Annotated in this window: 20 protein-coding genes; 16 read left to right on the forward strand and 4 right to left on the reverse strand. The window is 74.4% G+C overall.

All coding sequences use genetic code 11. The features are described from left to right. Positions 1-56: 56 nt before the first annotated feature. From KDY119_RS07650 to KDY119_RS07660, 3 genes are read right to left on the reverse strand one after another with little or no spacing between them, the layout of a single operon-like run. The gene (locus KDY119_RS07650) at positions 57-1418 is read right to left on the reverse strand and encodes an MFS transporter (RefSeq protein WP_036951263.1); all 1362 of its coding nucleotides are present in this window, start codon (positions 1416-1418) and stop codon (positions 57-59) included. A 4-nt stretch (positions 1419-1422) separates the two neighbouring features. Beyond that, positions 1423-2163 carry a hypothetical protein gene (locus tag KDY119_RS07655; protein WP_036951261.1) on the reverse strand — a complete coding sequence of 247 codons (741 nt, stop codon included), beginning with the start codon at positions 2161-2163 and terminating at the stop codon, positions 1423-1425. After that, complete coding sequence (locus tag KDY119_RS07660; RefSeq protein WP_036951259.1) at positions 2160-2321, reverse strand: ribbon-helix-helix domain-containing protein; 162 nt, start codon at positions 2319-2321, stop codon at positions 2160-2162. Before KDY119_RS07660 ends, KDY119_RS07655 begins: the two co-directional genes overlap by 4 nt. Positions 2322-2548: 227 nt before the next feature. On the opposite strand from KDY119_RS07660, the gene pheS reads away from it, so the two are divergent. The 6 genes from pheS to KDY119_RS07690 all read left to right on the forward strand — a co-directional run bounded on the left by pheS (position 2549) and on the right by KDY119_RS07690 (position 11225). Beyond that, entirely contained in the window at positions 2549-3655 is a 1107-nt protein-coding gene (gene pheS, locus KDY119_RS07665) for a phenylalanine--tRNA ligase subunit alpha (RefSeq protein WP_036951258.1), read from the forward strand. Next, positions 3655-6264, forward strand: a complete 2610-nt coding sequence (gene pheT, locus KDY119_RS07670) for a phenylalanine--tRNA ligase subunit beta (protein WP_153022148.1) — start codon at positions 3655-3657, stop codon at positions 6262-6264. The genes pheS and pheT overlap by 1 nt, the downstream gene beginning before the upstream one ends. A gap of 21 nt (positions 6265-6285) precedes the next feature. Then, positions 6286-6909, forward strand: coding sequence for an alpha/beta hydrolase family protein (locus tag KDY119_RS07675; RefSeq protein ID WP_153022149.1), 624 nt, complete (start codon positions 6286-6288; stop codon positions 6907-6909). A gap of 72 nt (positions 6910-6981) precedes the next feature. After that, on the forward strand, positions 6982-9072 hold the full coding sequence (locus tag KDY119_RS07680) for a penicillin-binding transpeptidase domain-containing protein (RefSeq protein WP_153022150.1): 2091 nt from the start codon (positions 6982-6984) through the stop codon (positions 9070-9072). 22 nt (positions 9073-9094) lie between these two features. Next, positions 9095-9970, forward strand: coding sequence for a bifunctional hydroxymethylpyrimidine kinase/phosphomethylpyrimidine kinase (gene thiD / locus KDY119_RS07685; protein WP_153022151.1), 876 nt, complete (start codon positions 9095-9097; stop codon positions 9968-9970). Positions 9971-9977: 7 nt separating this feature from the next. Further along, a complete protein-coding gene (locus tag KDY119_RS07690; protein ID WP_153022152.1) occupies positions 9978-11225 on the forward strand; it encodes an MFS transporter in 1248 nt (415 codons plus the stop codon). A gap of 6 nt (positions 11226-11231) precedes the next feature. Here the strand turns inward: KDY119_RS07690 and KDY119_RS07695 are convergent, their stop codons facing one another. After that, positions 11232-12215, reverse strand: coding sequence for a quinone oxidoreductase family protein (locus KDY119_RS07695; protein ID WP_153022153.1), 984 nt, complete (start codon positions 12213-12215; stop codon positions 11232-11234). Positions 12216-12295: 80 nt separating this feature from the next. Here KDY119_RS07695 and KDY119_RS07700 point away from each other — a divergent pair, with 80 nt between their 5' ends. The 10 genes from KDY119_RS07700 to KDY119_RS07745 are packed head-to-tail and all read left to right on the forward strand — an operon-like array spanning position 12296 to position 22440. Then, positions 12296-13390, forward strand: coding sequence for an N-acetyl-gamma-glutamyl-phosphate reductase (locus tag KDY119_RS07700; protein WP_036951251.1), 1095 nt, complete (start codon positions 12296-12298; stop codon positions 13388-13390). After that, on the forward strand, positions 13387-14598 hold the full coding sequence (gene argJ / locus KDY119_RS07705; RefSeq protein ID WP_153022154.1) for a bifunctional glutamate N-acetyltransferase/amino-acid acetyltransferase ArgJ: 1212 nt from the start codon (positions 13387-13389) through the stop codon (positions 14596-14598). The genes KDY119_RS07700 and argJ overlap by 4 nt, the downstream gene beginning before the upstream one ends. Then, on the forward strand, positions 14595-15584 hold the full coding sequence (gene argB / locus KDY119_RS07710) for an acetylglutamate kinase (protein ID WP_036951247.1): 990 nt from the start codon (positions 14595-14597) through the stop codon (positions 15582-15584). The genes argJ and argB overlap by 4 nt, the downstream gene beginning before the upstream one ends. Next, entirely contained in the window at positions 15581-16870 is a 1290-nt protein-coding gene (locus tag KDY119_RS07715) for an acetylornithine transaminase (protein WP_153022155.1), read from the forward strand. Before argB ends, KDY119_RS07715 begins: the two co-directional genes overlap by 4 nt. Positions 16871-16872: 2 nt before the next feature. Next, a complete protein-coding gene (gene argF / locus KDY119_RS07720; RefSeq protein WP_036951245.1) occupies positions 16873-17829 on the forward strand; it encodes an ornithine carbamoyltransferase in 957 nt (318 codons plus the stop codon). A 5-nt stretch (positions 17830-17834) separates the two neighbouring features. Continuing rightward, a complete protein-coding gene (locus KDY119_RS07725; RefSeq protein WP_153022701.1) occupies positions 17835-18383 on the forward strand; it encodes an arginine repressor in 549 nt (182 codons plus the stop codon). 49 nt (positions 18384-18432) lie between these two features. Next, positions 18433-19662 (forward strand): argininosuccinate synthase, encoded by a 1230-nt coding sequence (locus tag KDY119_RS07730; protein ID WP_036952437.1) that lies wholly within the window; start codon positions 18433-18435, stop codon positions 19660-19662. Between the two features lie 3 nt (positions 19663-19665). Continuing rightward, complete coding sequence (gene argH / locus KDY119_RS07735; RefSeq protein WP_083890904.1) at positions 19666-21156, forward strand: argininosuccinate lyase; 1491 nt, start codon at positions 19666-19668, stop codon at positions 21154-21156. Positions 21157-21190: 34 nt separating this feature from the next. After that, positions 21191-21766 carry a uridine kinase family protein gene (locus KDY119_RS07740; RefSeq protein WP_036951241.1) on the forward strand — a complete coding sequence of 192 codons (576 nt, stop codon included), beginning with the start codon at positions 21191-21193 and terminating at the stop codon, positions 21764-21766. Next, positions 21763-22440 (forward strand): DNA-3-methyladenine glycosylase, encoded by a 678-nt coding sequence (locus KDY119_RS07745; RefSeq protein WP_036951239.1) that lies wholly within the window; start codon positions 21763-21765, stop codon positions 22438-22440. Before KDY119_RS07740 ends, KDY119_RS07745 begins: the two co-directional genes overlap by 4 nt. Positions 22441-22549 lie beyond the last annotated feature (109 nt).

The following is a 22549-nucleotide window of genomic DNA, read 5'->3' on the forward strand; positions in this document are numbered from 1 at the left end:
GAGCCATCTGCCCTCGTACTCGGCGGAAGCCCTCGTACTCGGTGGAGCCTGACGTCTCAGCCGACTCGCCGGCTTGCCAGCGCGGCGAGCAGGGCGAGGACGGCACACGCGAGGAGGAGCACCACGACCGCTCCACGCCCGGACGAGCCGGCCGATAGGGCGCTGCCGGCGATCCCGGCGCTCGCGCTCGTGGCGAGCGCCGTCGCGACGGCCTCTACGGTGCTGGCCGCGGTCGCCGCGTCCGCAGGGGTTGGCGCGCCATCGACTCCCGCGGTGTCCAGGGCGCGTCGAAGCGTGTCGAGGTACAGCATGCCGGTGCCCGCGCCGGCCGCGGCCCAACCGACCGTGGTCACGACGAGCAGGTCGGGCGCGCGTCCTGTGGCCGTGACGGCGGTGGACGCTGTGCCGCCGGCGACCAGTAGCGCTCCGGCCGCGCACCGCGCCACGTACGCGGCGCCGTCGGCGGGCCTGGCGCCGCACCAGACACCGGCCAGTGCCCAGCCGAACCCGCCGGCCGCGGTCACGACGGCGACAGACGTGACGCCGGCTCCCGCGAGCACGTGCAAGGTCACGGGCAGGACGGCCTGGGCCCCGAAGTACGCGGCGGTGACGAGCCCCAGCACAGCCAGGAGCGCCGGTCGTCCAGGCCGCGGGAGGAGGACGCCCGGTGGCAGCAGCCTGGCGGCCGCGACCAGCACGGTCGTCGCGGCCGCCGCGCCAACGACGAGGGGACGGGCTGGGGATGTAACGCCCGAGGCCGAGGATGCCGCGAGCGCGAGGGCCGCGACGCCCGTCGCGAGGAGCGCGGCTGCGCCCGGCCGGTAGCGGCCCCCGGGTGCACCGCGCGGCGTCGACCTCAGACGTCGCGCAGCGACCCCGCGGGCGACGACGAGCAGGGGGAGGTGGGCCACGAACGCCCAGCGCCACCCCCACGCTCCCGCGACGACGGCCGTATAAGCGGGTCCGACGAGGGCGGCTCCGACCCAGACGACGCTGTACCCCGCAAGGACGAGGCGACGGAACCGGTCGGGCAGTGCGAGCGAGACCGCGGACAGCGACACGCTGGCCAGGGCGCCTCCTGCGAGCCCGACGACGACCCGACCGGCGACCAGCGTTGCCGGCGTGCGGGCGGCGGCGCACAGCGCGCTGCCTGCGACGCTCGCGAGGGTCAAGGCCCAGAACAGCCGGTCCAGCCGGAGCCTTGCGACCAGGGCTGCCCCGGCGGGCAGGGTAAGGAAGGTCGCGGCGGGTGGCGCGGCCACTACGGCGCCGTACCAGCGAGTGGCGCCCAGGTCCGCGACTGCCGTCGGGATCACGGCGGTGAGAGCGATGGATTGGACGCCGCCGACGAGCTCGAGCGCGAGGAGCGAACACCCCAGCAGGAGGTCGCCTCGACGGACGCTGTGGCCCGTGCGCACCTGGTCAGGACCGGGTGTAGCCGTAGAGGTCGGTCTGCGTCTGGTTGACCCAGATCTCGGTGCCGGCCGGGACGGCGGGCGCCACGCCGGCGTCGGGGTTCGGGATCCGCAGGCTGAAGCCGTAGCTCTCGTCGACCACGGTCGCGGCGATCCCGGCTACCTCGAGCCGTTCGGGCAGCGCGTGGACGTCCGGGTGCTCGAAGGAGATCTGCACGCCCGGCCGGTCGGCGCGGTGCGCCGCGACGAGGCCGCCGCCCGGGGCGACGAGGTCCACCCAGTCGCCGACGTCCGAAGCGATCCGACGGCGCAGGCCGAGCCGTTCGAGCGTCCCTGCAGCAGCTGCGACGGCGGGGGAGTACCACAGCGGCAGCACGATCGTCCGCTCGTCCGGCGCCGCGCCGTCGTCGGGCGATCCGGGCGTCGTGCCGTGCACCCGGAACCGGAGTCCGTCCGCTCCGGTCACGCTGACTCCGGGTCCGTCGGCGTCGGCATCGACGGGACGGCCGACGGCGGCCGCGACGGCGTCGAGGTCGTCGCTCTCGAAGCCGAGGACCTGGGTGCCGTCGAGCGGGTCGCCGGGCGGGACGGCGTGGACGGCCAGGCGCCCGGACGCCAGGGCGAGGACGTGCCAGTCGCCGTGGTCGACGAGGGGGTGGGCACCGAGGGCGGCGGCGACGGCGAACCAGGCACCGGGGCGGCTCGTGAAGACGATCGGGCGGACGACGAGTCCTGTGGCGGTGGTCATCGGTCCTCCTCTGTGGTGGGCGTCGCCAGGTAGTCGCGCAGGGCACGCTCGACGAGGGCCGACAGGCTGAGACCCTCGTCGATGCTGCGGTGCTTGACCTCGCGGACGAGCTCCGGGGGTAGATAGACGTTGAACTGCGCCTTGGGGTTGGTGTGCATGACGTCATGCTAGCAAGCGAGCATTGTGGCGGAAAGAGCGGCCGCCCGGCGTGGTGGTGTGGGACGATGAGGTCGTGCACACGGGAGCGGATCGTCGATTTCCGTGGCCCGTTCGCGGGCCGCGTCGCTGAGCTGCGACGCCGGAGGCGCGAGCGGGCCGCATAGAATCCCCCAGCACCCCCGCCGACCCCGATGGTCCAGCCACGGACCTGTCACGAGAGGCACGCATGCCCAGCCCTGACCAGGCAACCGAAGCCCAGACGGCTGCGTCCGCGGACGCGCCCGCAGCCCCGTCGCCCCTCGACGAGACCGCCCTCGACGCGGCCCTCGACGCGGCGCTCGCGGACGTCGCCGCCGCGCCCGACCTCGAGGCGCTCAAGGCGGTGCGCACCACCCACACCGGTGACCGCTCCCCGCTCGCGCTCGCCAACCGTGCCATCGGAGGCCTGGAGCCGGCCGACAAGGCCCGCGCCGGCAAGCTCGTCGGCCCGCGCCGCGGCCGGCTGAACCAGGCGCTCGCCGCCCGCCAGACCGAGCTCGAGGCCGAACGTGCCGCCCGGGTGCTCGTCGAGGAGGCCGTCGACGTGACGCTCCCCACCGAGCGCGCGGCCCGCGGCGCCCGGCACCCCCTCGAGCTCCTGTCGGAGCGCATCGCCGACCACTTCGTCTCGATGGGCTGGGAGATCGCGGAGGGGCCCGAGCTCGAGTCCGAGTGGTTCAACTTCGACGCCCTGAACTTCGGCCCGGACCACCCGGCCCGCCAGATGCAGGACACCTTCTACGTCGACTCGGGCGAGCCGGGCGTCGCGTCGAACCTCGTGCTGCGCACCCACACGAGCCCCGTCCAGGCGCGCACCCTGCTCGAGCGCGGCGTCCCGGTCTACATCGCGTGCCCCGGAAAGGTGTTCCGCACCGACGCGCTCGACGCGACCCACACCCCCGTGTTCCACCAGGTCGAGGGCCTCGCGATCGACAAGGGCCTCACGATGGCGCACCTCAAGGGCACGCTCGACCACTTCGCCCGCGCGATGTTCGGCCCGGAGGCGCGCACGCGCCTGCGCCCCAGCTTCTTCCCCTTCACCGAGCCCAGCGCTGAGATGGACCTGTGGTTCCCCCAGAAGAAGGGCGGTCCGGGCTGGATCGAGTGGGGCGGCTGCGGGATGGTCAACCCGAACGTCCTGCGTTCCGCAGGGATCGACCCCGAGGAGTACTCGGGCTTCGCGTTCGGCATGGGCATCGAGCGCACGCTCATGCTGCGCCACGCGATCGCTGACATGCACGACATGGTCGAGGGCGACGTCCGCTTCTCGGCCCAGTTCGGGACGGAGATCTGATGCCGTACGTCGTCACCGAGTGGCTCGGTGAGCACACCGAGCTTCCCGAGGGCCTCACGGCCGAGCAGCTCGCCGCGGACCTCGTGCGCGTCGGGCTCGAGGAGGAGGCGATCCACGGGACCGACGTGACCGGTCCGGTCGTCGTCGGGCGCGTCGTCGCGATGTCGCCCGAGCCGCAGAAGAACGGCAAGACGATCAACTGGTGCCAGGTCGACGTCGGCGAGCACAACGCGGTCGAAGGTGCTGGGACCGACGACGAGCGACGCGTCCCGCGCGGCATCGTGTGCGGCGCCCACAACTTCGTCGTCGGCGACGAGGTCGTCGTCGCGCTGCCGGGCGCGGTGCTCCCGGGCCCGTTCCCGATCGCGAGCCGCAAGACGTACGGGCACGTCTCGGACGGGATGATCTGCTCCGCGCGCGAGCTCGGCCTCGGGCAGGACCACGAGGGCATCATCGTGCTCGAGAAGCACGGCTTCTCCGCGGAGCTGGGGCACGACCTCACGCCTGGCTCGGACGCGATCGCGCTGCTCGGCCTCGGCCAGAAGGTCCTGGAGATCAACGTCACGCCGGACCGCGGCTACTGCTTCTCCTACCGGGGCGTCGCGCGCGAGTTCTCGCACTCGACCGGAGCACGCTTCACGGACCCCGGGCTCCCGGGCGCGCTCGACGCGCCGCTCCCGTCGCCGACCCCGGACGGGTTCCCCGTCGAGGTGTCCGACGACGCCCCGGTCTACGGGCAGGTCGGCTGCGACCGGTTCGTCACGCGGATCGTGCGGGGCATCGACCCTGCGGCGGTCAGCCCCCAGTGGATGCAGCGTCGCCTGACCCTCTCGGGGATGCGCCCGATCTCGCTGCCGGTCGACGTGTCGAACTACGTGATGCTCGACCTGGGCCAGCCGACCCACTGCTACGACCTCGCCACGGTCGAGGCGCCGATCGTCGTGCGTCGTGCGCGCCCGGGCGAGCACCTCGTCACGCTCGACGACGTCGACCGCGCTCTCGACCCGGAGGACCTGCTCATCACGGCCTCGCCGGGGCTCGCGGACGGCGACGAGGGCACGCACGTCCTGGGGCTCGCGGGCGTCATGGGCGGAGCCTCGACCGAGGTCACCGCGTCCACGACGGACGTGCTCGTGGAGGCGGCCCACTTCGACCCGGTGACGATCGCTCGCGCCGCTCGGCGGCACAAGCTGGCGTCGGAGGCGTCCAAGCGGTTCGAGCGCGGGGTCGACCCGCAGCTGGCACCCGTCGCGGCGCAGCGCGTCGTCGACCTGCTCGTGCGCTACGGCGGCGGCACCGCGGACCCTGCGGTGAGCGACCTCGACCGCACGACGGCGCCCGCCCCGATCCTCTTCCCGGTCGCCGAGGCGGAGCGCCTCACCGGGGTCGCGTACGCGCCCGAGCGCGTCGGGGAGCTGCTCGCCCTGATCGGCTGCGGCGTCGAGAACGCGGGCGAGCCCGGGGTGCTGCGCGTCGTCCCGCCGACCTGGCGCCCCGACCTCGGTGCGCCCGCGGACCTCGTCGAGGAGGTCGCGCGGCTCGACGGCTACGACAACATCGACTCGGTGCTGCCGTCGGCGCCCGGTGGGACCGGCCTCACGTCCGCCCAGCGCGGGCGTCGCGCCGTCGCGCGCGCGCTGGCCGACGCCGGCTTCACCGAGGTCCTGACATACCCGTTCGTCGCGGACGCGCAGCTCGACGCCCTGCTCGTCGGCGCGGACGACCCACGCCGGGGCGCGGTCCGCCTGCTCAACCCGCTGTCCGACGAGCAGAACGCCATGCGCACGTCGCTGCTGGTCACGCTGCTGCAGGCCGTGCGGCGCAACGTCGGCCGGGGGCTGACGGACGTCGCCGTCGTCGAGCAGGGCCTCGTGACCCGGCCGGGCGACGGCCCGCTGGTCGCGCCGTCGCTGCCCGGCGGCACGCGCCCGACGCCCGAACAGCTCGCGGCCCTCGCGGACGCGCTGCCCCACCAGCCCCGCCACGTGGCGGGCGTCCTGGCCGGCGAGCACGTCCCGACGGGCTGGTGGGGCGGGGGCCGCCGCGCCGACTGGGCCGACGCGGTCGAGGCCGTGCGTCTCGTCGCGGGCACGCTGCGCGTGCCCGTCGTCGTCGCCGCGGGCCCGGACGAGCGCCCGTGGCACCCCGGCCGGTGCGCGAGGGTCACGCTCGCGGACGGCACGCTCGTCGGGCACGCGGGCGAGCTGCACCCGCAGGTCGTGGAGAACCTCGACCTGCCGGCGCGCACGGTCGCGTTCGAGCTCGACCTCGACGTGCTGCTCGCAGCCGCACCCGCCGAGCCGGTCGAGGCCACGCCGGTCTCGGCGTTCCCGGCCGCGAAGGAGGACGTGGCGCTCGTCGTCGACGACACCGTCCCCGCCGCGGACGTGCACGCCGCGGTCGCGCAGGGCGCGGGAGAGCTGCTCGAGGACCTCCGGCTCTTCGACGTCTTCACCGGGCCGCAGGTCGGCGAGGGCAGGAAGTCGCTCGCGTTCTCGCTGCGGCTGCGTGCCGCCGACCGCACGCTGACCGCCGAGGACATCGCCGGGGTGCGCGAGGGCGTCGTCGCGGCGGCTGCCGAGGCGGTCGGGGCGACGCTCCGCGCCTGACACGGAGCGGAGAGGAGCGCCGTGGCGCGCGCGACCCGGCTCGAGGTGGCTACCGCCAAAGGACCGGGGGAGCTCGTCCTCGAGCGGCCGTCCGGCGTCCCGCGCGCGGTGCTGCTGCTCGGGCACGGGGCGGGCGGCGGCGTGGACGCGCGCGACCTCCTCGCCGCGCGTGACACGGCGCTCGCCTCCGGGCTGCTGGTCGCCCTGTTCACGCAGCCCTACCGGGTCGCCGGACGGCGCGCCCCCGCCCCGGCTGCCCAGCTCGACGACGCCTGGCTCGACGCCGTCCGCGCGGTGCGTGGACGACGGGGGCTGCGCCGTCTCCCTCTCGTCGTGGGCGGGCGTTCGTCGGGCGCCCGGGTCGCCTGCCGCACGGCGACCGCGGCCGGGGCGGTCGCGGTCGTCGCGCTCGCGTTCCCCGTCCACCCGCCGGGCAGGCCCGAGCGCAGCCGGCTGCCCGAGCTCGACGGTGCGGGCGTCCCGGCGCTCGTCGTCCAGGGGGAGCGCGACCCGTTCGGTCTGCCGCCGGACGCGCCCGGCCGCCGGGTCGTCGTCGTGCCGGGTGCCGACCACGCCCTGCGCCGGGGCGAGGGGCTCGTCACCCAGGCGCTGCCCACCTTCCTCGACGACGTGCTCGGGACGTGAGGAGGTTCCGCGTTTCAGGACATGTCGCATAGTCTCCTGGGGACACGATCCACGACACAGGGGGGGGCGACGGTGCCGCAGCCCAGCACGCGAGCCACGGTCCGCAGGGCACGACGACAGGGACGCGGCGCACCGGTGCTGCTCGCGGTGACGGGCCTCGTGCTCGTCGGGAGCCTGGCAGGCTGCACCCACAAACCGGACGACACGTCGCTCCGGGACGCCGCGGCGCAGCTCGCGACGTCGCTGGCGGGCGGCTCCCTCGACGGCGTCGCCCTCACGGGTGCGACGCCCGCCGACGCCACGGCCGAGCGCAAGGACGTGTTCGCCGCCGTGCCCGTGCGTCCGACCGTCACGGTGAAGGAGGTGGCACGCGTCAAGGACCACGACGACCAGGCGACCGCGACCCTGGCGTGGTCGTGGCCCGTCGCATCCGGGCACCCGTGGTCGTACATCACGACCGTCCACCTCGCGCAGGGCGCGAAAGGCGCGACGGCGACGTCCACCGGGAGCCCGGCGCCGACGTCGTCGGCCGGGGGCTCGGCCGGGAACAAGGACGCCTGGTCGGTGCGGTGGGAGCCGACCGTCCTCCTCCCGGACCTCGCGGACAACCAGCACGTGGCGTTCTCGCGGGTGCGCCCGCAGCGCGCGAAGATCGTGGACGGCGCGGGGAAGGCGATCGTCGAGGACCGCGCCGTCCACGTGATCGGCGTCGACAAGACGCGCACCGACGAGGGGAAGTGGGAGTCGTCGGCGCGCTCGCTCGCCAAGGCCCTCGACCTCGACGCCGACGCGTACGCGAAGCAGGTCAGCGCCGCCGGTCCGAAGGCGTTCGTCGAGGCCATCACGCTGCGCGCCTCCGACCCGACCGACGTGTCGAAGCTCACCGCGATCCCCGGGGTCGTCGCCCTGGACGAGAAGGAGCCGCTCGCGCCGACGCGCGACTGGGCGCGGCCCCTGCTCGGGACGGTCGGCGACGCGACCGCCGAGATCGTCAAGTCCTCGGACGGCCGCGTCCAGTCGGGCGACCAGACCGGGCTCTCCGGCATCCAGAAGCAGTACGACGCCCAGCTCGCGGGTCGGTCGGGCGTCTCGATCCGCCTGGTCGACGACGGCGACGGAGGACTCAGCAGCGGGAGCGACGGTTCGGACGACGGGTCCGACGAGGGCACCGAGCTCTTCTCGGTCAAGGTCGTCGACGGCACCCCGGTGAAGCTCACGCTCGACAGTCCGCTCCAGACCGACGCCGAGGACATCCTGGCGGACCAGAAGGTCGCGAGCGCGATCGTGGCGGTCACGACGTCGGGGAAGGTCCTCGTGGCGGCGAGCGCCGCGGCGGGCAAGGGGCTGTCCACGGCGACGACAGGCAAGTTCGCGCCGGGCTCGACCATGAAGACCGCGAGCTCTCTCGCGTTGCTGCGCGACGGCGAGAAGTCCTCGACCACGGTCCCGTGCACGCCCTCGATCACGGTCGACGGCCGGAAGTTCACCAACGACGCGGACTACCCGTCCGCGCGCCTGGGCGACATCCCGCTCAAGACGGCGTTCGCGAACTCGTGCAACACGGCCTTCATCTCGCAGGCCGGCAAGGTGTCCCAGCAGCAGCTCCACGACGCCGCCGCCGACCTGGGCTTCGGCGTCCCGTCGGACCTCGGCGTGCCCGCGTTCTTCGGGTCCGTCCCGACGACGGGCGGCGGCGAGACCGACCATGCGGCCTCGATGATCGGGCAGGGCCGGGTCGAGGCCTCGCCGCTGACGATGGCGACGGTCGCGGCGAGCGTCGCCGCGGGCAAGCGCGTGTCGCCCGTGCTGGTCGAGCCCTCGAAGGATGCGACCGCGAGCCCGACGGCGACCGCGAGCCCGACGGCGTCGGTGGCCCCGAGCAAGCTCACCAAGGCGGAGGCGTCGACGCTGCACGGCTTCATGCGCGCCGTGGTCACCGGGGGCACCGGGACGATCCTGTCCTCGCTCCCGGGCGACGTGGGCGCCAAGACCGGCACCGCGCAGTTCGGCGACGGCGACAAGGCCCACGCCTGGATGATCGCGACCGACGGCGACGTGGGGGTCGCCGTGTTCGTCGACGAAGGGGAGTACGGCGCGACGACCGCCGGCCCGCTCCTCAAGGAGTTCCTGCAGGACCTCGCGAAGGACCGCACGTCGAAGTGAGCACGAGCACGGGCACGAGCCGATGACCGTCGGCAGCAGACCCCGCGTCCTGACGATCGCGGGCACGGACCCGACGGGCGGCGCGGGCGTCGCGGCGGACCTCAAGACGTTCGCCGCGCACGGCGCCTACGGGATGGCGATCGTGACGGCGCTCGTCGCGCAGAACACGCGCGGCGTCCGGTCCGTGTACGACCCGCCGGTGCAGGTCCTCGCCGCGCAGCTCGACGCGGTCTCGGACGACGTCACGATCGACGCGGTGAAGATCGGGCTCGTCGGGAGCGCGGCCTACGCGCGCGCCATCGGCGCCTGGCTCGACCGGGTCGGCCCGCCGCACGTGGTGCTCGACCCGGTGCTCGGCGCATCGGCCGCGGGCCGGCCCCTGCTCGGCCGGGGCGAGCGCGCCGACGAGACGCTCGCCGCACTGCGGGAGCTCGCGGCACGCGCTGACGTCGTGACCCCGAACGTCGCGGAGCTCGCGGCCCTCGTAGGCGCGCCACCGCCGGCGTCCGGCACGGAGATCCTCGGGCTCGCCCGGACCCTCGCCGGCAGCCTGGGGACGCGCGTGGTCGTCACGGGCGGCCACCTGGGCGGGCGACGGTCCCCGGACACGCTCGTCGCGCCGTCGGGCGCGGTCGTGACCGTCGACGGCGAGCGGGTCGAGACCGCCCACACGCACGGGACGGGCTGTGCGCTGTCGAGCGCGCTCGCGGCCCTGCGCCCCGTCCGGCCGTCGTGGGAGGCGGCCCTGCGCGACGCGAAGACCTGGCTCACGGGCGCGCTCCGCGACGGTGGCCGGCTCGACGTCGGGCGTGGTCCGGGTCCGGTCGACCACCTTCACGGCGTCCCCGTCCCGCTCCGTGTGCTGTCGACCGTCCCGACGCCTCCGGACGGGGACTGACCGGCCGATGACGGTGGAGCCGCGTCGCGACGTCCTCGCCGAGCCGGCGTTCGCCCGGCTGTGGGCGGCCGCGACCCTCAGCGGGCTCGGCTCGGCCGTGACGACGGTCGCGGTCCCGGTGCTCCTGGTGAGCGTGCTGCACGCGACGCCGGTCCAGCTGGGGGTCGTGAACGCGGTGCAGCTCCTCCCGTACCTGCTGTTCGGCCTCGTCGTCGGCGTCGTGCTGGACCGGGTCCGACGCCGGCCCGTGCTCGTCTGGACGAGCGTGGCCCGCGCGGCGGCGCTCGCCGTCGTCCCTGTGGCGTGGTGGGCCGACGCCCTGTCGCTGCCGCTGGTGACGGCGACGCTCTTCGTCTTCGGCCTGCTCTCGCTCGTGGGCACGGCCGCGAGCCAGGCGTTCCTGCCGAGCGTCGTGGCGCCCGACCGGCTGCTGCCCGCCAACGCGCGCCTCGACCAGAGCGCGGCCGTCGCGCAGACCGGCGGCCCCGCCGCCGGGGGTGCGCTCGTGGGGTTGCTCGGGGCGCCGGTCGCGTTGCTCGTCGACGCCGTCAGCTACCTGGTCGATGCCGTCCTGGTCGCTCGGATCGCGGTCGAGGAGACGGTCGTGGCGCCTGTCGTGCGGGAACGGGTGCGCGACCAGGTCGCCGACGGCCTGCGGTGGGCCTACGGGCACCGCTCGCTGGCGCCGATGGCATGGTCGACGCACGTGTGGTTCTTCGGGAACGCGGTCGCGCTCACGGTCTTCCCGCTGCTCGCGCTGCGCGAGCTGGGCCTGTCCTCGCTCGGCTACGGACTCCTGCTCGCGGGGACGGGTGTCGGCGCTCTCGCCGGCGCGTCCGGTGCCGCCACGGCCGGGCACGCGTGGGGTCCGGGCCGCGTCGTCGCGTCGGCGCGGCTCGGCTACCCGGTGGCCTGGGCGCTGATCGCGCTCGCACCAGCCGGCGGTGGGGCTCGCACCTGGACCGTGCTGGCGGCCGGCTCGGTGCTCGGGGGAGTCGTCGCCGGGCTGGAGAACGCCAACGAGATGGCGTACCGGCAGGTCGTCACCCCCGCCCGGCTCCAGGGTCGGACCAACGCCACGCTGCGCTCGGCCAACCGCTCGGCCGCGGTCGCCGGCGCGCTGGTGGGCGGTGTCGTCGCGTCGGCGTGGGGCTACCGCGCCTCGCTGTGGCTCGCGGTCGCCGTCTTCGGCGCGGCCGCGCTCGTGGTGGTGCTGTCGCCCGCGCGGACGGCCCGCTACGACGACGTCAACTGAGCGCCGTCAGGGGACGAGCAGCACCTTGCCCGTCGTCCGCCGCCCCTCGAGCGCGCGGTGGGCCTCGGCGGCGTCGGCGAGCGGGTAGGTCGCGCCGACGCGGACGTCGAGCGTGCCGTCCTCGACGGCCGCGAAGAGCTCCGAGGAGCGCGCCAGCAGCTCGTCGCGCGTCGCGACGTAGTCGGCGAGCGTGGGTCGCGTGAGGAACAGCGAGCCGGCGTGGTTGAGGCGCTGGATGTCGAACGGCGGTACCTGCCCGGACGCGCCGCCGAACAGGACGAGCATCCCGCGCCGTCGCAGCGACGCGAGGGAGGCGTCGAACGTGTCCTTGCCGACGCCGTCGTAGACGACGCGCACGCCCGCCCCGCCGGTGAGGTCCCGCACGACGCGCGGCAGGTCCGTGGCGAGGTCGTCGAGCTCCCGGTAGCGCACGACGTCGGACGCCCCGGCCTCGCGGGAGAGCGCTTCCTTCTCCGCGCTCCCGACGGTCGTGATCACGCGCCCGCCGCGCGCGACGGCGAGCTGGGTCGCGAGCAGCCCGACGCCGCCCGCGCCCGCGTGCAGGAGGACGTCGTCGCCGTCGTGCACGGCGCACGTCGAGGTGACGAGGTAGTGGGCGGTCAGGCCCTGCAGCATGAGCGCGGCGGCGGTCGTGAGGGGCACGGCCCCCGGGACGGGGACCGCGCGGTCCGCGGGGACGACGACACGCTCGGCGTACGACCCGGGTGCGGACTCCCACGCCACCCGGTCGCCCTCGGACACGCCGGTCACGCCCTCGCCGACGCCGACGACGACGCCCGCTCCCTCCGACCCGGGCACGTGCGGGTAGTTGGCGGGGTAGACGCCCGAGCGGCGGTAGGTGTCGATGAAGTTGACACCCGCGGCGGCGAGCTCGACGACGAGCTCGCCGGGCCCCGGCTCCGGGCCGGGGCGGTCGGTGACGGTGAGGACCTCGGGTCCTCCGGCCTGGGAGGCGACGACGGCGCGCATGGGCCCACGGTACGACGCGCGGCTTCGACCGTGGCTTTCTCTCGGCGGCTTTGGCTCGGCACGCATAGGTATGTAAGATCATGCATATGACGATCAGAGTGGCGGTCGCCGGCGCCAGCGGCTACGCGGGAGGTGAGACCCTCCGCCTCCTGGCCGACCATCCGGAGGTCGAGGTCGGCGCACTCACGGCGCACTCCAACGCCGGCACGCTCCTCGGCGAGCACCACCCGCACCTGCGGTCGCTCGCCGCCCGCGAGCTCGTCCCCACGACCCCCGAGAACCTGGCCGGGCACGACGTCGTCGTGCTCGCGCTGCCGCACGGCGCGAGCGGTGCGATCGCCGCGCAGCTCCCGGACGACGTCCTCGTGATCGACCTCGGCGCCGACCACCGCCTCGCCTCCGCCGACGACTGGCAGGCCTACTACCGCTCCGAGCACGCGGGCACCTGGCCGTACGGGATGCCCGAGCTCCTCCTCGCTCCGGGCGCCCGGACGGCACCGACCGAGGACACGCCCCTCACCAAGCAGCGCGAGAACCTCACCGGCGCCCGTCGGATCGCCGTGCCCGGCTGCAACGTCACCGCGGTCACGCTCGGCCTGCAGCCGGGCATCGCGTCCGGGCTGCTCGACCCGGCCGACCTCGTCGCCGTCCTCGCCGTCGGCTACTCGGGCGCAGGCAAGTCGCTCAAGCCGCACCTGCTGGCCGCGGAGGGCCTCGGCTCGGCCCAGCCCTACGCCGTCGGCGGCTCGCACCGGCACATCCCCGAGATCGCCCAGAACCTTCGTGCCGCAGGCGCGCACGACGTCTCGATCAGCTTCACCCCCGTGCTCGTCCCCATGTCGCGGGGCATCCTCGCGACCGCGACGGCGCGCCTCGCACCGGGCCACGCGGGAACCACGACCCGTGCGCTGCGCGAGGCGTGGGACGAGGCCTACGTGGGGGAGCCGTTCGTCGAGCTCCTTCCCGAGGGCCAGTGGCCGACGACGGCCATGACGCTCGGCGCCAACACCGCCCTCGTGCAGGTCGCGTTCGACGAGCGGGCGGGCCGCGTCGTGATGGTGACCGCGATCGACAACCTCGTCAAGGGCACCGCGGGCGCCGCGGTGCAGTCCATGAACATCGCCCTGGGCCTCCCGCAGACCCTCGGCCTGACCGTGCAGGGGGTCGCCCCGTGACCGACGTCGTCGCCTTCCCGGACTCGCCCGGCACCACCGCCGCCGCGGGCTTCCGCGCCGCGGGCATCACCGCGGGCCTCAAGGCGTCGGGCAACCGCGACCTCGCGCTCGTCGTCAACGACGGCCCGCTCCAGGTCGGGGCCGCCGTCTTCACGACGAACCGCGTCGTCGGGGCACCCGTGCTGTGGTCGCGCCAGGCGGTCAGCGACGGCGTCGTGCACGCCGTCGTGCTGAACTCGGGCGGCGCGAACGTGTGCACCGGGCCGGAGGGCTTCCAGGACACGCACGCGACCGCCGAGAAGGTCGCCGAGGTGCTGGGGGCCTCGGCGGCCGACGTGCTGGTCGCGTCGACGGGCCTGATCGGGGAGCGGCTGCCGCTCGGCGCGCTCCTCGCGGGCGTCGACCTCGCGGCGGCGGCGCTCGCCGTCGGCACCGAGGCGGGCGAGGCCGCCGCCGACGCCATCCGCACCACCGACACGGTCGCCAAGACCGCGCACGTGGTGGTCGAGACCCCGTCCGGGGCGTTCACGGTCGGCGGCATGGCGAAGGGCGCGGGCATGCTCGCCCCGGCGCTCGCGACCATGCTGTGCGTCGTCACGACGGACGCCGTCGTCGACGCGAGCACCGCCGACGCCGCTCTGCGGGCCGGCACGCGCTCCACGTTCGACCGGGTCGACTCCGACGGCTGCATGTCCACCTCGGACACCGTCGCGCTCCTCGCGTCGGGCGCGAGCGGCGTCACGCCCGACGGCGCAGCGTTCGCGGAGGCCGTGCAGGCGGTGTGCGCGTCGCTCGCCCGCCAGCTCGTGGCCGACGCCGAGGGGGCGACGCACGACATCGCCGTCACGGTGACCGGAGCGGAGACGGAGGACGCGGCGCTCGCCGTCGCCCGCGCCGTGACCCGGTCCAACCTCTTCAAGACGGCCGTGTTCGGCAACGACCCCAACTGGGGCCGCATCCTCGCCCAGGTCGGCACGGTGCCCGTCGAGGTCGCCGCGTTCGAGCCCGACCGGCTCGACGTGAGCGTCAACGGCGTCCAGGTCTGCCGGGCCGGCGGGGCGTACCGCCCGCGCGACGAGGTCGACATGGCCTCGCAGCGTGAGGTCCGCGTCGACATCGACCTGCACGCCGGCGACGCGAGCGTCACCGTCTGGACCAACGACCTCACGCACGACTACGTCCACGAGAACAGCGCGTACTCCACATGAGCGACCAGACCGACTCGACGACCTCCGCGCTCGACCCGGACTTCGTCTTCGACACCCGGACCGACCTGCGCCCCGACCAGAAGGCCGAGGTCCTCATCGAGGCGCTCCCGTGGCTGGAGCGGTTCCGCGGCGCCCTCGTCGTCGTCAAGTACGGCGGCAACGCGATGGTCGACGACGAGCTCAAGCGAGCCTTCGCCGAGGACATGGTGTTCCTGCGCAGCGTCGGGCTGCGCCCGGTCGTCGTGCACGGCGGCGGGCCGCAGATCTCCGCGATGCTCGACCGGCTCGGCATCGAGTCCGAGTTCCGCGGCGGCCTGCGCGTCACGACGCCCGAGGCGATGGACGTCGTCCGGATGGTGCTCACCGGGCAGGTCTCGCGCGAGCTCGTGGGGTTGATCAACGCGCACGGCCCGTTCGCCGTCGGGCTGTCGGGGGAGGACGGCCGCCTCTTCGAGGCGGAGCGGCGGACCGCGACCGTCGACGGGGAGCAGGTGGACGTCGGCCAGGTCGGTGACGTGGTCGCCGTGCACCCGCGGGCCGTCCAGGACCTGCTCGACGCCGGCCGCATCCCCGTCGTCTCGACGGTCGCCCCGGACGTCGACGACCCGACGCAGGTGCTCAACGTCAACGCCGACACCGCGGCGTCGGCGCTCGCGGTCGCGCTGGGGGCGCGCAAGCTCATCGTCCTCACCGACGTCGAGGGCCTCTACACGCGCTGGCCGGACCGTGGCTCGCTCGTGAGCCAGATCAGCGCCGACGAGGTCGAGGCGCTCCTGCCGTCCCTCGCCTCCGGGATGATCCCGAAGATGGAGGCGTGCCTGCGCGCGGTGCGCGGGGGCGTGCGCTCGGCCACGATCATCGACGGTCGGGTCCCGCACTCGGTGCTGCTCGAGATCTTCACGCCCGAGGGCAACGGCACGATGGTCGTGCCCGAGCTGCTCGGCGACCCCGCGACCACCCCGACCCCGGAAGGCGGACCCGCATGAGCGAGCTGCTCGCCGCGTCAACCGGCGACCTCACGCACCCCGAGCCCGGTTCGGTGGCCGAGTGGACGGACCGCTACACGCACGCGGTCATGGACACGTTCGGGCCGCCGCAGCGTGTGCTCGTGCGCGGCGAGGGCGCGTACGTGTGGGACGCCGACGGCAACCGCTACCTCGACCTGCTCGGCGGCATCGCCGTGAACTGCCTCGGCCACGCGCACCCGACGCTCACCGCGGCGATCAGCGCGCAGCTGGGCACGCTCGGGCACGTGTCGAACTTCTTCGGCTCGCCCACGCAGATCGCGCTCGCGGAGAAGCTGCTCGGCCTGGCCGGCGCGCCCCAGGGTTCGCGCGTCTTCTTCACCAACTCGGGCACCGAGGCCAACGAGGCCGCGTTCAAGATGGCGCGCCGCAACAACCCCGAGGGCACGCGGACGCGCGTCCTCGCGCTCGAGGGCTCGTTCCACGGCCGCACCATGGGGGCCCTCGCGCTCACGTCCAAGGCCGCGTACCGGGAGCCCTTCGAGCCGCTGCCCGCCGGGGTCGAGTTCCTCCCGTTCGGCGACACCGACGCCCTCGTGGCGGCGTTCTCGCCGGAGGTCGTGCGTGAGCGCGGCGAGGTCGCGGCGTTCGTCCTCGAGCCGATCCAGGGCGAGGTCGGGGTGCGTCCGCAGCCCGCCGGCTACCTCGCGCTCGCCCGCGAGCTGACCGCGCGCCACGGCGCGCTCCTGATCCTCGACGAGGTCCAGACCGGCTCCGGCCGCACCGGCGCGTGGTTCGCGTACCAGCTCCCCGAGCTCGCGCCGGAGGGCTTCCTGCCCGACGTCGTCACGCTCGCCAAGGGCCTCGGCGGTGGATTCCCCGTCGGTGCGGTCCTCGCGTACGGCGACCGGGCCGCGCACCTGCTCGGACGGGGGCAGCACGGCACGACCTTCGGCGGCAATCCCGTGGCCGCGGCGGCCGCGTTGGCCACGATCGGTGTGATCGAGCGCGACGACCTGCTCACCAACGTCCGCGCCGTCGGCGACCACCTCGCCGAGACGGTGACCGGGCTCGGCCACCCGCTCGTGGCGGGGGTGCGCGGCGCCGGGCTGCTGCGCGGCATCGGCCTCGCGTCCCCGGTCGCGGCGGACGTGGCGCAGCGCGCCCTCGCCGCCGGGCTGATCGTCAACCCCGTCGCCCCCGACGCGATCCGCGTCGCGCCGCCCTACCTTCTGACGCGCGACCAGGTCGACGACCTCGTCGCGTTCCTCGCGGAGCTCCCGCACGACCTCGGACAGGAGCAGTGACCATGTCACCCACGGCCCCCTCGCACACTCCACGGCACTTCCTGCGCGACGACGACCTCACGCCTGCCGAGCAGCGCGAGGTCCTCGAGCTCGGGCTCGCGTTCCACGACGACCGCTTCGTCCGCACGCCCCTGTCCGGGCCTCGGGGGGTCGCCGTCATCTTCGACAAGCCGTCGACCCGCACCCGCGCGTCGTTCTCGGTCGGCATCGCCGAGCTCGGCGGCTACCCGCTCGTCATCGACGCCCAGACCAGCCAGCTCGGCCGCGGCGAGCCCGTCGCGGACACGGCCCGGGTCCTGGGCCGGATGTGCTCGGCGATCGTCTGGCGGACGTTCGGCCAGGAGCTCATCGAGGAGATGGCCTCGTTCGCCCAGGTCCCGGTCGTCAACGCGCTCACCGACACGTTCCACCCGTGCCAGATCCTCGCGGACCTCCTCACCGTCGCGCAGCACCGCGGCGGCGTCGGGTCGCTCCCTGGCACCACGCTCGCCTACCTCGGCGACGCCGCGAACAACATGGCCCACTCGTACCTGCTCGGCGGTGTCACCGCCGGGATGCACGTGCGGATCGCCGGCCCGGCCGGGTACCTGCCCGACCCGGCGATCGTCGCCGACGCCGAGCGGATCGCCGCGCAGACCGGCGGCTCCGTGCTCGTGACCACCGACCCCGGCTCCGCGCTCGACGGCGCCGACGTCCTCGCGACGGACACCTGGGTCTCCATGGGCCAGGAGGACGAGAAGGGCGAGCGCGAGGCGCCGTTCGTCCCGTTCGCGATCGACGCGACCGCCCTCGCCAAGGCCGCCGACGACGCGATCGTCCTGCACTGCCTGCCCGCCTACCGCGGCAAGGAGATCTCCGCCGACGTCATCGACGGGCCGCAGTCCGTCGTGTGGGACGAGGCGGAGAACCGGCTGCACGCGCAGAAGGCGCTGCTGACCTGGCTCCTGGAGCGGTCGTGACGGACCTGGGAGCCGGGACCGTCGCGCCCGGCCCCGGGGCGTCGCCGACTCCAGCCACCAGCCCCGCGACGAAGGCGGCCCGCCACGCGCGCATCGTCCAGGTGATCGCGCACGGCGAGATCCACTCGCAGGCGGAGCTCGCGCGCGAGCTCGCCGCGGACGGCCTGAGCGTCACGCAGGGCACCCTCTCTCGTGACCTCATCGAGCTGCGAGCCGAGAAGGTGCGCAGCACGTCGGGGGCGCTCGTCTACGCTGTGCCCGGCGAGGGTGGGGACCGTTCCGTCCAGGCCGCGGCCGACGCGGGCTACCTCTCGGCTCGCCTGGCACGGCTGTGCGCGGAGATGCTGGTGTCGGCGGAGGCGTCGGGCAACCTCGTCGTCCTGCGCACGCCACCGGGCGCCGCGAACTTCCTCGCCTCCGCGATCGACCACTCGGTGCTGCCGGACGTGCTGGGCTGCATCGCAGGGGACGACACGATCCTCGTCATCGCGCGGGGCGGCGACGCCTCGGGCGACGCCGTCGCACAGCGCTTCCTGTCGCTCGCGGGCGACTGACCACCGACTTCCTCCACGTCTTCCCACGAACCAGAAAGAGATGAACGTCATGACTGATCGCGTCGTGCTCGCCTACTCCGGCGGCCTGGACACCTCCGTCGCCATCGGCTGGATCGGCGAGGCCACGGGCGCCGAGGTCATCGCCGTCGCGGTCGACGTCGGCCAGGGCGGCGAGGACCTCTCCGTCATCCGTCAGCGCGCGCTGGACTGCGGCGCCGTCGAGGCCTACGTCGCGGACGCCCGCGACGAGTTCGCGGCCGAGTACTGCATGCCCGCGCTGCGTGCGAACGGCATGTACGAGGGCCGCTACCCGCTCGTCTCGGCGCTCTCGCGCCCCGTCATCGTCAAGCACCTCGTGCGCGCGGCCCGCCAGTTCGGCGCGGACACCGTCGCGCACGGCTGCACCGGCAAGGGCAACGACCAGGTCCGCTTCGAGGTCGCGACGACGTCGCTCGCCCCCGAGCTCAAGTCGATCGCGCCGGTGCGCGACCTGGCGCTCACGCGCGAGAAGGCCATCGACTACGCCGAGAAGCACGACCTGCCGATCGCGACGACCAAGCACAACCCGTTCTCGATCGACCAGAACGTGTGGGGCCGCGCCGTCGAGACGGGCTTCCTCGAGGACATCTGGAACGAGCCCACCAAGGACGTCTACTCCTACACCGACGACCCGACCTTCCCGCCGGTCGCGGACGAGGTCGTCATCACGTTCGAGCAGGGCGTCCCCGTCGCGATCGACGGCACCGCCGTCACCCCGCTGCAGGCGATCCAGGAGATGAACCGCCGTGCGGGCGCCCAGGGCGTGGGCCGCATCGACATCGTCGAGGACCGCCTCGTCGGCATCAAGTCGCGCGAGATCTACGAGGCGCCGGGTGCCATCGCGCTCATCGCCGCGCACCAGGAGCTCGAGAACGTGACGCTCGAGCGCGAGCAGGCCCGCTACAAGCGCCTGATCGAGCAGCGCTGGTCGGAGCTCGTCTACGACGCGATGTGGTTCAGCCCGCTCAAGCGCTCGCTCGACGCGTTCATCGACGACACGCAGAAGTACGTCTCCGGCGACATCCGGATGGTGCTGCACGGCGGTCGCGCGACGGTCACGGGCCGCCGCAGCGAGGCGTCGCTGTACGACTTCAACCTCGCCACCTACGACGAGGGCGACGCGTTCGACCAGTCGCAGGCCCGTGGCTTCATCGAGATCTACGGCCTCCAGGCCAAGCTCTCGGCCGCTCGTGACGTGAAGTTCGGCAACGGCGTCGACTTCGGCACCGGGGCGCTCTGAGCCATGGCTGACGAGACTCCCCAGGGCACTGCGGACGACGGCGCGGCCGAGGTCGCGCCGTCGTCCGGCGGCACGGTGGCGGGGCGGGAGGAGCGTGTGAGCCTCTGGGGCGGCCGGTTCGCCGGTGGCCCGTCGCGCGAGCTCCAGGCGCTCAGCCAGTCGACGCACTTCGACTGGCGCCTCGCGCCGTACGACATCGCCGGGTCGAGGGCCCACGCCCGGGTGCTCGCGCAGGCCGGGCTCCTGACGAGTGACGAGCTCACGGGCATGATCGACGCCCTGGACCGGCTCGAGCGCGACGTCGCGGCGGGGGAGTTCCTCCCGGTCCTGGCCGACGAGGACGTGCACACGGCGCTCGAGCGCGGCCTGATCGAGCGGGCGGGCCCCGAGCTGGGCGGCAAGCTCCGCGCCGGCCGGTCGCGCAACGACCAGATCGCCACCCTCGTGCGGTCCTTCCTGCGCGAGCAGGCGCGCACGCTCGCGAACCTCGTGCTCGACGTCGTCGACGCGCTCGTCGAGCAGGCCGCCGCCCACCCGAGCGCGCCGATGCCGGGGCGCACGCACCTGCAGCACGCGCAGCCCGTCCTGCTCGCCCACCAGCTCCTCGCGCACGCGTGGCCGCTGCTGCGCGACGTCGACCGCTGGATCGACTGGGACGTCCGCGCCGCGCGCTCCCCGTACGGCTCGGGGGCGCTCGCGGGCTCGTCGCTGGGCCTCGACCCGGTCGCGGTCGCGACGGACCTCGGCTTCGACGGTCCCGTCGAGAACTCGATCGACGGCACCGCGTCGCGCGACGTCGTCGCGGAGTTCGCGTTCGTCTCGGCGATGACGGGCATTGACCTGTCGAGGTTCTCCGAGGAGATCATCCTCTGGAACACCAAGGAGTTCGGCTTCGTCCGCCTGGACGACGCGTACTCGACCGGTTCGAGCATCATGCCGCAGAAGAAGAACCCGGACATCGCGGAGCTCGCGCGGGGCAAGGCCGGTCGCGTGATCGGCGACCTGACGGGCCTGCTGGCCACCCTCAAGGGCCTGCCGCTCGCGTACAACCGCGACCTGCAGGAGGACAAGGAGCCGGTGTTCGACCAGGTCGACACGCTCGCGGTCCTGCTGCCGGCGTTCGCGGGCATGGTCAGGACGCTCACGTTCGACACCGATCGCATGGCGGCGCTCGCACCGCAGGGCTTCTCGCTGGCGACCGACATCGCCGAGTGGCTGGTGCGCCAGGGGGTGCCGTTCCGCGTGGCCCACGAGGTCGCGGGCGCGTGCGTGAAGTTCTGCGAGGACCGCGGCATCGAGCTGTGGGACCTCACGGACGCCGAGCTCGCGGAGATCTCCGAGCACCTCACGCCCGACGTGCGCGCCGTGCTCAGCGTCGAGGGCTCGCTCGCCTCGCGCGACGCCGTCGGCGGAACGGCTCCCGCCCGGGTCGCGGAGCAGCTCGACGCGGCCCGCGCCCGCTCGGCGGAGTACCGCGTGTGGGCGCAGGACTGACCGCCCGCGCCGCAGGACGCCGGGGCCTGAGCGCGTGAGCGTGTCCCCGGTGGTCCTCGCGGAGCTCGTGACCCGCACCCGTGACGGCGAGCCGCGTCTCGGCCCCGCGGGGGACCGTGCGCGGCTCGTGGTCGTGGACGGCCCGGCGGGCTCGGGCAAGTCGACGCTCGCCGCGCAGCTCGGCGACGCGCTGCCCGCGCAGGTCGTGCACATGGACGACCTGTACGAGGGCTGGTCCGGTCTGCGTGCGGGGACGGACCGGCTCGCCCGGCAGGTCCTGGCGCCGTGGGCGGACGGTCGCGACGGCCGCTACGCACGCTACGACTGGGAGGCCGGCGCGTTCGCCGAGGAGCACGAGGTCCCGCGCGCACCCTTCCTCGTCGTCGAGGGCTGTGGCGCCGGCGCCCGACGGCTCGCGCGCCTCACGACGCTGCTCGTGTGGGTCGAGGCGCCCGACGACGTCCGCCTGGCCCGCGGGCTCGCACGCGACGGCGAGGACGCGCGCGAGCACTGGCTCGCGTGGATGCGCGAGGAGCGCGACGTCTACGCGGTCGAGGGCACAGCCGAGCGTGCCGACGTCCGGTTGGACGGCTGGGGCAGGGCCGCATGACGGCCCTCGACCCCGCCACCGTCCCTCGCCGCGCCTGGTTCGAGCGGGACGTGCACGACGTCGCCCGCGACCTCCTCGGAGCGTTCGTCACCCGGCGGAGCCCGCTCGGCGACGTGACGCTCCGCGTCACCGAGGTCGAGGCCTACGACGGCGAGCGCGACCCCGGGTCGCACGCCTTCCGCGGGCCCTCGCAGCGCAACCGCGCGATGTTCGGCGCGGCCGGGCGGCTCTACGTGTACCGCCACCTGGGTCTTCACCACTGCGTCAACGTGGTCTGCGGACCCGAGGGCCGCGCGTCGGCGGTGCTGCTGCGGGCGGGGGAGATCACCGACGGCGTCGACCTGGCCCGGTCGCGTCGCCTCGCTAAGGGACGCTGCGACACGGACCGGCAGATCGCCCGCGGTCCCGCGCGGCTCGCCGTCGCGCTCGACCTCGACCTCGACGAGTACGGTGCGGACCTCGCCGACCCCGCGGGCGCGATCGTCGTCCACCTCCCGGTGCCGGACGGCGCAACGGCAGACGGCGCCCGGCGCACGGCCGGGGAGATCCGCACCGGTCCGCGCGTGGGGGTCTCCGGCGACGGGGGCGACGCCGCGCTCTTCCCGTGGCGCTACTGGCTGACGGACGAGCCGACGGTCTCGGACTACCGCGCAGTGCGCGCTCGGAAGCGCTGATGCCCACGGCGGTCCGGCGACCGGCGCCCTCCGTGGAACGCCGCCGCGCGGAACGGCGCCGCGTTCCGGAGCGCCGACACGGCACACTAGGAGCGCGGCCCGTCCGGGG

Origin of the sequence: Luteimicrobium xylanilyticum (assembly GCF_009429125.1) — a bacterium.
GTDB lineage: Bacteria > Actinomycetota > Actinomycetes > Actinomycetales > Cellulomonadaceae > Luteimicrobium > Luteimicrobium xylanilyticum.

Bases quoted from the DNA above. Each gene is read 5' to 3' on its own strand.
- KDY119_RS07655 (WP_036951261.1), bottom strand. From the start codon at position 2,163: ATGACCACCGCCACAGGACTCGTCGTCCGCCCGATCGTCTTCACGAGC.
- KDY119_RS07660 (WP_036951259.1), bottom strand. From the start codon at position 2,321: ATGCACACCAACCCCAAGGCGCAGTTCAACGTCTATCTACCCCCGGAG.
- pheS (WP_036951258.1), top strand. From the start codon at position 2,549: ATGCCCAGCCCTGACCAGGCAACCGAAGCCCAGACGGCTGCGTCCGCG.
- pheT (WP_153022148.1), top strand. From the start codon at position 3,655: ATGCCGTACGTCGTCACCGAGTGGCTCGGTGAGCACACCGAGCTTCCC.
- thiD (WP_153022151.1), top strand. From the start codon at position 9,095: ATGACCGTCGGCAGCAGACCCCGCGTCCTGACGATCGCGGGCACGGAC.
- KDY119_RS07690 (WP_153022152.1), top strand. From the start codon at position 9,978: ATGACGGTGGAGCCGCGTCGCGACGTCCTCGCCGAGCCGGCGTTCGCC.
- KDY119_RS07695 (WP_153022153.1), bottom strand. From the start codon at position 12,215: ATGCGCGCCGTCGTCGCCTCCCAGGCCGGAGGACCCGAGGTCCTCACC.
- KDY119_RS07700 (WP_036951251.1), top strand. From the start codon at position 12,296: ATGCATATGACGATCAGAGTGGCGGTCGCCGGCGCCAGCGGCTACGCG.
- argB (WP_036951247.1), top strand. From the start codon at position 14,595: ATGAGCGACCAGACCGACTCGACGACCTCCGCGCTCGACCCGGACTTC.
- KDY119_RS07715 (WP_153022155.1), top strand. From the start codon at position 15,581: ATGAGCGAGCTGCTCGCCGCGTCAACCGGCGACCTCACGCACCCCGAG.
- argF (WP_036951245.1), top strand. From the start codon at position 16,873: ATGTCACCCACGGCCCCCTCGCACACTCCACGGCACTTCCTGCGCGAC.
- KDY119_RS07730 (WP_036952437.1), top strand. From the start codon at position 18,433: ATGACTGATCGCGTCGTGCTCGCCTACTCCGGCGGCCTGGACACCTCC.
- argH (WP_083890904.1), top strand. From the start codon at position 19,666: ATGGCTGACGAGACTCCCCAGGGCACTGCGGACGACGGCGCGGCCGAG.
- KDY119_RS07745 (WP_036951239.1), top strand. From the start codon at position 21,763: ATGACGGCCCTCGACCCCGCCACCGTCCCTCGCCGCGCCTGGTTCGAG.